This window comes from Anaeromicropila populeti, from assembly GCF_900112775.1.
Lineage (GTDB): Bacteria > Bacillota > Clostridia > Lachnospirales > Lachnospiraceae > Anaeromicropila_A > Anaeromicropila_A populeti.
Genome location: NZ_FOYZ01000033.1, coordinates 1 through 7,671, shown reverse-complemented (window position 1 = coordinate 7,671; position 7,671 = coordinate 1). Strand labels below are relative to the sequence as shown.

Below are 7,671 nucleotides of genomic sequence, written 5' to 3'. Positions count from 1 at the left end.
TAGGACAGCTTGCTAAGACGGTAAAAAACGTTCAGAAGTATTGTAATCAAAACGTGAAGATAACAGGTATTCTTTTTACCCGCTTCAATCCAAGAGCAAATATCAGTAAACAGATACAAGAACTTACGGCGCAGGTGAGCGAGTATATATCAGCCCCAATTTACAATACCCATGTGCGGTCTACCGTTGCCGTAGAAGAAGCACAGGCAAACAGGACGGATATTTTTACATACGCTGAAAAATCAACCGTTGCAGACGATTATAGAGCGTTTATAGAGGAATTTTTGAAAGGGGGCAATGAATAATGGCAGGAAAAACAAAAGCAAAATTCGACCAAGACGCGGCTTTTAAGTCGATTATAGGTATTTCAGAGGAAGAACAGATAAAGGGGCAGGAGAGCATTGAAACCCTAGAGAACGGAAAGTATATGCCTACACCAGCGAAGAAGCCACAGGAAAAGGGAACAGTAGGCAGGGGCAGACCAGCCGTGACAGATAGAGAAACGAAACAACGTATCAGCCTTGCGGTGCTTCCAAGTCTTTATGAAGATATTAAAAAGATTTCTTATGTGGAGCGAAAGAGTGTGAGCGAGATTGTTTCAGAGTGCATTGAACAGTATGTTGCCGAGAACGCCGCCAAGCTGAAAGAGTATAACAAAATCAAGAAAGATTAAGGCAGGGCGGGGAAAATCCCGCCCCTTTTTTTATTATTTATGTTATATAAATTAAATAATAAAAATAACATAAATAGCGTTGACAATACATTATATATGTTATATAATGTATATATGATAAATAACTTAAATAATTTATATAAGAAAGGGGTAAACTTATGCACACGGTAATTAAGGGAACTAAGACGGTTGAGGAATTTAAACAACTGAAAGCGTACTTAGAGCAGAGAGCCACAGAACACTTTGAGGAACACAAGAAAGCCTTTGAAAATTGGAAAGAGGGCGAAATAGAAAAGGTATGGATAGACGGCAAGGGCAATATCTGTATCGAGTACGAGAGCGGTAATTGGTGGCATTATAACGAGCAAGGGGAGTGGTGGTAATATGAAAATTGGAACTTATCAGATAGGCAGATACCACGCAATTATTAAAAAGTTTTATGAGGACGGTTCACACGATTATGAAACTTCTTTTTCAGACCAAGCCGACCTCATGGAAAGTGTTTATGCAATCAAAAGTTGTATAGGTACACTTGTAGGAACAGCAACAGACAACCCAAAAGTGCTTACCAATATGACAATAATTAGAGGTAAGGAAAACATTGAAAATGAGTTAAGGGGGCAGGGTATTGATGAAAAATCAGAAGTTTGATGAACATATCAGACCTAGCGTAAAGAAAATGATTGAAAAAGTGAAAGAAAAGAGTGCTGAAGTAAATCAAAAGCAAGTCGAACCACATGAGGTAAACAACAAAAAATAATCACCGTGAGAGAAGAAAGGAAGTGAAGAAGAACGGAAGATTTTTATTTTATAATTTTAATGGTTCTTGTGCTTCTTACGCTTCTGCCTTTTATTCTTTTGTGGAAGCATTGTCACAGAACATCACACCGAAAGGAGTATAGGGGAAATATGAACGAACAGGATAAACAAAGAGAGGAAGCCGCACACCTTGACCGCCAGCAAGCGGAGCAACACGCCATAGAGGGGCGGCAGTTAGAAGAAAGGGCGCAGACGGAAGAACGCCAAAGACAGGAAACCCAGCGCACACAGGACGAGCAACGCCGACAGGATAGCCAACGGCAGGAAGAACAGCGTAGACAAGACGAACAACGTAGACAAGAGGAACAGCGCAGACGAGAGCAGAGGACGCAGGAAGAACACCGCAAGCAGGAGAGCCAACAGAGAGAGGATAGCCAACGGCAGGAGCAGGAGCCAGCGAGGGAAGAACGATTGAAAGAGGAAAGCCAGCGCAAGGAAGAAAATACCCAGCGTGTGAACGATAAGACCCCGCAGAGCCAAGAATTAAGAGATTTAGCAAACGCCGAAGATAAATATATGCGACTTGTAAAGTCGGGCTATTATGACGAAAAGAGAGCCGAAAAAGCGGAAGCAAAAGAGAAGCCAGGGCAGGAAAAAGCCCAGGCAAAAGACAGCCCCGAAAAGGGCGGATTTGCCGCACGGCGTGAAGCCTTGAAAGGCAAGGTGGAAACACGCATTAAATCGCAAGAACAGAATAAAACGCACGATTTCGGGCGTGACAGATAAAGGGGGATAACATGGGAATTATATTTTCAATAATGGGAAAAATACCAAAGTTTTTAATATGGTTTGTTAAATATATTATTATTGGATTATGGGGTTGGTGTGTCCTTGTTGGGTTTGCAATGTGGGTATTATATGAAAAAATCACAGGAGCATCGCTTGTAGCAGGAAGCCCTTTTGATACATTTTTAGGCGTATATATGTTTCGTATTTGCCCTGTTATCATGGGAATAGCGGTATTGCAACTTGTTATTCGTAATGTCACAAAAAATCCAGACTTTAGCTTTTTAAAGCTGATTTTAAAGAGCAAAGAAAAGCAAGGATTTGAAGCGAAGCTGGGCGGGGAAACAGTAGCCCTAAAAACGGCTAATGACCTTTCGGGCGTGGTATTTGGAAAGCTGGGCGGTAAATATGCTACTATGCCCGAAACCACCGACGGACACATTCTGATCGTCGGCGGTGCGGGAAGTGGAAAATCGGCGGCAGTTGCTATTCCTACTCTGATGAGCTGGAAAGAAAGAGTTTTTGCAATCGACATTAAAGGTGAGTTATATGAGAAAACCAAGAAAGCAAGGAGAGAAGCACAGATTAAAGTATTCAATCCAACAGATAGGAACGCTTATGGATATGACCCATTTTTCATGCTGAAAAAGTCTGATGATATATCGAGTGCTGCACGGCAGCTTGCAATGTCAATCGTGCCATTACCGGCAGACACCAAAGACCCATTTTGGATAAAAGGCGCACAGAATATGCTTACAGGGTTTTTGATTTACTTGCAAGGGTTAGAGGAAAGTTTTGCAAGCAGTATGAAGATAATCAAAAGCACACCCACAAAAGAGTTGATAGCGCAGATTGTAGAGGACACCAACGACAAGGCGAAAATGGAAATCATGCAATTTAGTGGCATGGACGATAAGACCCTTTCGGGCGTATTTTCAGAGTTATCAAACCATATTACAATCTTTGCGACAAGTGATGATTTGCAACGTGCTTTATCAGGCGAGGGGCGTTGTATCACGCCAGCAGACCTTGAAAATAATTATGATGTTTATTGTTGTATTCCAGAGCATAAGTTGGACGAATGGAAAGACCTTTTAGGAATGATGTGCAATCAGTTCTTGAAATCCTTTGAACAAAGACCCGAGGGCAACAAAACGCCTATTCTGTTCTTGATTGACGAGTTCCCACGTTTGGGAAAAATCGAAGCTATTAACAACGGACTTGCGACCCTAAGAAGCAAGAAGATACATATAGCACTTATCGTTCAGAGCAAGAGCCAGCTTTCCGCGATTTATGGAAAAGACTTTGCCGAAGTCATAGCCGATAACTGTTCTTACAAGGCAATATTAAAAGCCAGCGAACCGAATACGCAGGAATGGTGTTCTAAGCTGGTGGGTACTTACGATAAGAAAAAAATATCAAGTAATTACAATGCTGATATTATTGGAGTAGGAAAGGGGCAAGGGACAAGTTCCAGCACCGAGGAAAAACGTATTATCAAGCCCGAAGAATTTGCTTATATGACAGACGTTGTTTGTGTGTTCCCGAATGGATATAAACGCTTACAAAAAGCCAATTACTACGAGGACAGCACTTTCACAAGTAAACTATAATCACCGTGATAACGAAAGGGGAAATCAATATGAAAAGAGTAAAAGAATTTGTTTTAAAGTCAAAAAAAATCTACGCTATTTTGGGTGCAGGTATGATAATGTGTCTTTGTGTTTTAACTGCAAATATTTCTTATGGAATGGGGCAGGAGCAGGCGGCAGGATATAGCGCAGAATATTTAAACAGATACGCCACTATTTCATTGGCGTATGCGGACAGCTTCCCGAATGAACCTTATGAAAATGCCCTTGCATATGCAGAGAAAGATTGTAATATTGCAGTAGGGAAATAGAATATCAAAAAATAAAAAGCCTTGCAGAAATGCAGGGCTTCTTTTTTATTCATTTGCATATTTGTAAAGTGAAAGATAGACCTTTTTCAGAATGAACAAAAGCACGAAGTAAAGTAGAATAAAGAGGGTGTATTTTGTCTGAAATATACCGTGCCAGCCATTAGCGGAAACGGTCTTATAAATCTGCCAAACAAAGAAGATATTTATAACGATTGCCATTGTAAAAAGCGTAACAACAGTATGCAAGACTTTTTCTAAAACGTCAGCCATAGAAACGAGAAAAGAGGGCTTTTCACGGCTACCCCGTATTTCTTTTTCAATGCGCCTATATTCTTTTTCTTTTGCCGCTTTTTCTGATTTGGTTTCGATATGTTTACCCCGTAAAGAACGGTCAACTTTATAGGTTTCTTTGTCGGCTTCTGAAAGGGCTTTTCGTGTCAATTCTTGCGCCCTTTGCCTTGCCGTTTCATTACTCATTTACAACCCCGCTTTTAGGAGTAGAAACAAGAGTTTTTACCTGTTCAATCTGTACTAACTGTTTCAGCAATTTTTCAAAGTCTGCTGGTTCAATTTTATCACAGTTAAAATACTTTTCAGCAAGTGCGCCATTCTCAATAAGACGGCGTGTCCTTTGCGCTCTTTCAATCTTACTTTGTTTCTGCTGGATTGATTTCTTTTGTGCCTGTAATTGTGACATTTTCTTTTCAAGTTCTTCTAACTTTTGTTCGGGTGTTTTACGTTCTGCCATAGTCAATACCGCCTTTCTGAATTTTCCTTTTATTGTTTCAATTATTGTAACATAGACAATGCGAAATATCAAGAACGAAGCACAGGACAGGAACACCGCTTTTATACGGTGTTCGGCGCTCCTACTTCAAGAAATTAAAAGTGCCACTTGGCACTTTCATTTTCTTTCATGCGGAACGCATGACATTGCCGCCTATGTAGTTAGCCGCTTTCCTAAACGTATTGCATTATCGAACGTTTGCGGCTATAATGTAGTCACAGAGTAGCGGCGGCAATATCACGAAGTGCGCACTTATATACCAACTCCGTTGGTATGTGCGCTAGCCGAGGGGTCTTGCAGACAGCCACCGCAGAAACAGAGAAACGCTATTGCGTTTTCTGCTTCATGCGGCAACCACTACAACAACATTTGCTATTCGCAAATTTGTTTTCGTGATTGTCTAATTTAATCACGGTGATTAAATTAGAATACGAAGCACGGAATGATACGAAGAAAGGAGCATAAACGGTATGGCTATATATCATTGTCATTGTAAAATAGTAAGCAGAGGAAGTGGGCGGTCTGCCGTTGGTGCGGCGGCATATAGAAGCGGCGAAAAATTAACAAATGAATATGACGGTTTGGAACATGACTATACAAGAAAAGGCGGTGTTGCATATAGTGAAATTATGCTATGTGAAAACGCACCAAAAGAATATCAAGACAGGTCTACACTTTGGAATGAAGTTGAGAAAATAGAAAAGAGCAGTAAGGCACAGTTAGCCCGTGAATATGAAGTTGCTTTGCCTGTTGAATTGACAAGAGAAGAACAGATAAAACTTGTTCGTGATTTTGCAAAAGAAAATTTCACGGATAAGGGAATGTGTGTTGACTTTTCCATACATGATAAAGAGGACGGAAACCCACACGCTCATATCATGCTTACCATAAGACCAATAGAGCAGGACGGAACGTGGGGAACAAAACAGAAAAAGGAATATATTTTAGACAAAGACGGAAATAAACAATATGACAAAAAGAAGCAAACATATAAATGCAAGACAATCAAAACAACCGATTGGGATAGTACGGAATTTTTACAGAGAAACCGTGAAAGCTGGGCGGGAAAAGTAAACGAAGAACTTGAAAAGAAAAATCTGCCACAGAGAGTAGACCATAGAAGTTTTAAGGAGCAGGGAAAGGAACAGATACCAACCCAACATATCGGCGTATCGGCTAACGCTATGGAGAAGCGAGGAATTGAAAGCCAGCGAGGAAATGAAAACAGAGAAATCAAGGAAGCCAATAGCGAATTAAAAGCCCTTTCTCTTGTCGAAAGAAGTATGCAGAAAGACATTGAAAATATCAAAGAGGATATAAGCTGGAATAAGATACACGAAAAAAATGCAGGGATTGAAGCGACACTTCCAAAATTGGAAGATAACGAAAAAGCATTGCGGGCATTACAACAGAATTTAAAATTAGGTATTGAAACAGCCAAGAACATGAAGCCGACCAAGACCAGCGAGGGAAGAACCGTAGAATATGACTTGCGACAGATACCGTATTTTGAGTATCACAAGAACAAAGTCATAGGTGATATTTCTTTCATGCAGAGCAAAGTAAATAACTATCTTGAAGCGTTGGAACAAAAGCGGCAGGAACAGACGATTGCAAAAGAGCAACCAAAGCCACAGGAGCAGGGTGGATTTGCCGCACGGCGTGAAGCGTTAATGAAGCAGGAAGCCCCACAGGAGAAACCGCAAATTGATGTTGCCTATACTGAAAAAATGGCGAAAGAACTTGCCAGCTTACGAAATGAATTTGTAAGAGAAACAGTACAAAGCGCAGAGCGCACCAACTACCAGCCGAACCCGATTTATGCAAGACAGGCAAATGAGATAGAAAGCATTTCAAAAACTGTATCAGACCAGACCCGAACCATAGAAGCATTTAAGGCAGAACGTGACAAGCTGGGAGTGTTTAAGGGAAAAGAGAAAAAAGAGATACAAGAAAAAATTGATAATTTTGAAAGAAGCCGCAGAGGAAATATAGACAAATTGAAAGCGCTGGGCGTTGCTGATCCAGCGCAAGCACAGGAAGCGGTAAAGGAAAAAAGAATGCTGGCGGCGCATGAGCAGAAGCAGGCACAGGCGGCAAAAATGAACGAGGGTGCAGGAAGCAGGGCAGAGGAAGCAAAAGCCGTGTTCCTTGAAATGGTGAAGCAGATACCAGCAGACCAACGGCAAGCCGTACTTGAACGCATGGGGCAATATAAGGAACAACCAGCAATAGGGAAAATGTCGGGCAGAATGGAAGCCTTTACCGCAGATGCAGAAGCCCGCAGGGTGCTTGATAGTGCATTGAAAGAACAGGGAAAAGACCGCCTACATGATAAAGTTAAACAAATAGAAAGAGGGCGAGCAGACTAAGCCTATATTTGCCCTCACAGAGCCTTTTTAAGAAGCAAGGCAAGGAAATGTTCGACTAGCATATAATAAACGCCTTAACGAGCGTTAAGACAGCAATAGAGCATTTAAAATAAAAAGGGTGTGTATCAGACACAAAGAACACCTTACCTTTGCTTAGTTGACAGATAGCATACCAGCGATAGACCGTCAAGGGTGTAACCGCCTATGGCGGCGGCATAGCCGCCCTTGACCGTTTATCGTGGGTGTGCTTTTTTGTAGTCAAGCAAAAGTAAGGCGCATTATAGCACGTTGTACTTATGTTGTCAGAGAGTAAAAATACTTCATTGATAATCTAAGCCCCTAATAATGTCGAAAAAGGTGGAAAAAATATATTGATAATCTAAGCCCCCTA

At 41.2% G+C, this 7,671-nt stretch carries 11 protein-coding genes; 9 read left to right on the top strand and 2 right to left on the bottom strand.

The window, feature by feature from the left end; translation table 11 throughout:
- The 8 genes from BM305_RS18605 to BM305_RS18575 all read left to right on the top strand — a co-directional run.
- The coding region (locus BM305_RS18605; RefSeq protein WP_143099230.1) for a ParA family protein at positions 1-305 on the top strand (305 nt) is incomplete at its 5' end.
- Positions 305-673, top strand: a complete 369-nt coding sequence (locus BM305_RS18600; RefSeq protein ID WP_092564477.1) for a hypothetical protein — start codon at positions 305-307, stop codon at positions 671-673. The genes BM305_RS18605 and BM305_RS18600, both read left to right, overlap by 1 nt.
- 158 nt (positions 674-831) lie before the next feature.
- Positions 832-1,056 (top strand): hypothetical protein, encoded by a 225-nt coding sequence (locus BM305_RS18595; protein WP_092564474.1) that lies wholly within the window; start codon positions 832-834, stop codon positions 1,054-1,056.
- Between the two features lies 1 nt (position 1,057).
- Positions 1,058-1,324: a hypothetical protein gene (locus tag BM305_RS18590; protein ID WP_092564471.1), complete on the top strand. Its 267-nt coding sequence runs from the start codon at positions 1,058-1,060 to the stop codon at positions 1,322-1,324.
- The gene (locus tag BM305_RS19695; protein ID WP_272481975.1) at positions 1,305-1,433 is read left to right on the top strand and encodes a hypothetical protein; all 129 of its coding nucleotides are present in this window, start codon (positions 1,305-1,307) and stop codon (positions 1,431-1,433) included. Before BM305_RS18590 ends, BM305_RS19695 begins: the two co-directional genes overlap by 20 nt.
- 149 nt (positions 1,434-1,582) lie before the next feature.
- Positions 1,583-2,218: a hypothetical protein gene (locus BM305_RS18585; RefSeq protein WP_092564468.1), complete on the top strand. Its 636-nt coding sequence runs from the start codon at positions 1,583-1,585 to the stop codon at positions 2,216-2,218.
- 11 nt (positions 2,219-2,229) lie between these two features.
- Entirely contained in the window at positions 2,230-3,831 is a 1,602-nt protein-coding gene (locus BM305_RS18580) for a type IV secretory system conjugative DNA transfer family protein (protein ID WP_092564465.1), read from the top strand.
- Positions 3,832-3,860: 29 nt separating this feature from the next.
- Positions 3,861-4,121 (top strand): hypothetical protein, encoded by a 261-nt coding sequence (locus tag BM305_RS18575; protein ID WP_092564462.1) that lies wholly within the window; start codon positions 3,861-3,863, stop codon positions 4,119-4,121.
- Between the two features lie 45 nt (positions 4,122-4,166).
- Here BM305_RS18575 and BM305_RS18570 read toward each other — a convergent pair whose 3' ends face one another.
- Both BM305_RS18570 and BM305_RS18565 read right to left on the bottom strand, forming a co-directional pair.
- Positions 4,167-4,598, bottom strand: a complete 432-nt coding sequence (locus BM305_RS18570) for a hypothetical protein (protein WP_092564459.1) — start codon at positions 4,596-4,598, stop codon at positions 4,167-4,169.
- Positions 4,591-4,869, bottom strand: coding sequence for a DUF3847 domain-containing protein (locus BM305_RS18565; protein ID WP_092564456.1), 279 nt, complete (start codon positions 4,867-4,869; stop codon positions 4,591-4,593). The genes BM305_RS18570 and BM305_RS18565 overlap by 8 nt, the downstream gene beginning before the upstream one ends.
- A gap of 509 nt (positions 4,870-5,378) precedes the next feature.
- On the opposite strand from BM305_RS18565, the gene mobQ reads away from it, so the two are divergent.
- A complete protein-coding gene (mobQ, locus tag BM305_RS18560) occupies positions 5,379-7,280 on the top strand; it encodes a MobQ family relaxase (protein ID WP_092564453.1) in 1,902 nt (633 codons plus the stop codon).
- Positions 7,281-7,671: the final 391 nt, after the last annotated feature.

Bases quoted from the DNA above. Each gene is read 5' to 3' on its own strand.
- BM305_RS18585 (WP_092564468.1), top strand. From the start codon at position 1,583: ATGAACGAACAGGATAAACAAAGAGAGGAAGCCGCACACCTTGACCGC.
- BM305_RS18570 (WP_092564459.1), bottom strand. From the start codon at position 4,598: ATGAGTAATGAAACGGCAAGGCAAAGGGCGCAAGAATTGACACGAAAA.
- BM305_RS18575 (WP_092564462.1), top strand. From the start codon at position 3,861: ATGAAAAGAGTAAAAGAATTTGTTTTAAAGTCAAAAAAAATCTACGCT.
- BM305_RS18565 (WP_092564456.1), bottom strand. From the start codon at position 4,869: ATGGCAGAACGTAAAACACCCGAACAAAAGTTAGAAGAACTTGAAAAG.
- BM305_RS19695 (WP_272481975.1), top strand. From the start codon at position 1,305: ATGAAAAATCAGAAGTTTGATGAACATATCAGACCTAGCGTAAAGAAA.
- BM305_RS18600 (WP_092564477.1), top strand. From the start codon at position 305: ATGGCAGGAAAAACAAAAGCAAAATTCGACCAAGACGCGGCTTTTAAG.
- mobQ (WP_092564453.1), top strand. From the start codon at position 5,379: ATGGCTATATATCATTGTCATTGTAAAATAGTAAGCAGAGGAAGTGGG.
- BM305_RS18580 (WP_092564465.1), top strand. From the start codon at position 2,230: ATGGGAATTATATTTTCAATAATGGGAAAAATACCAAAGTTTTTAATA.
- BM305_RS18595 (WP_092564474.1), top strand. From the start codon at position 832: ATGCACACGGTAATTAAGGGAACTAAGACGGTTGAGGAATTTAAACAA.
- BM305_RS18590 (WP_092564471.1), top strand. From the start codon at position 1,058: ATGAAAATTGGAACTTATCAGATAGGCAGATACCACGCAATTATTAAA.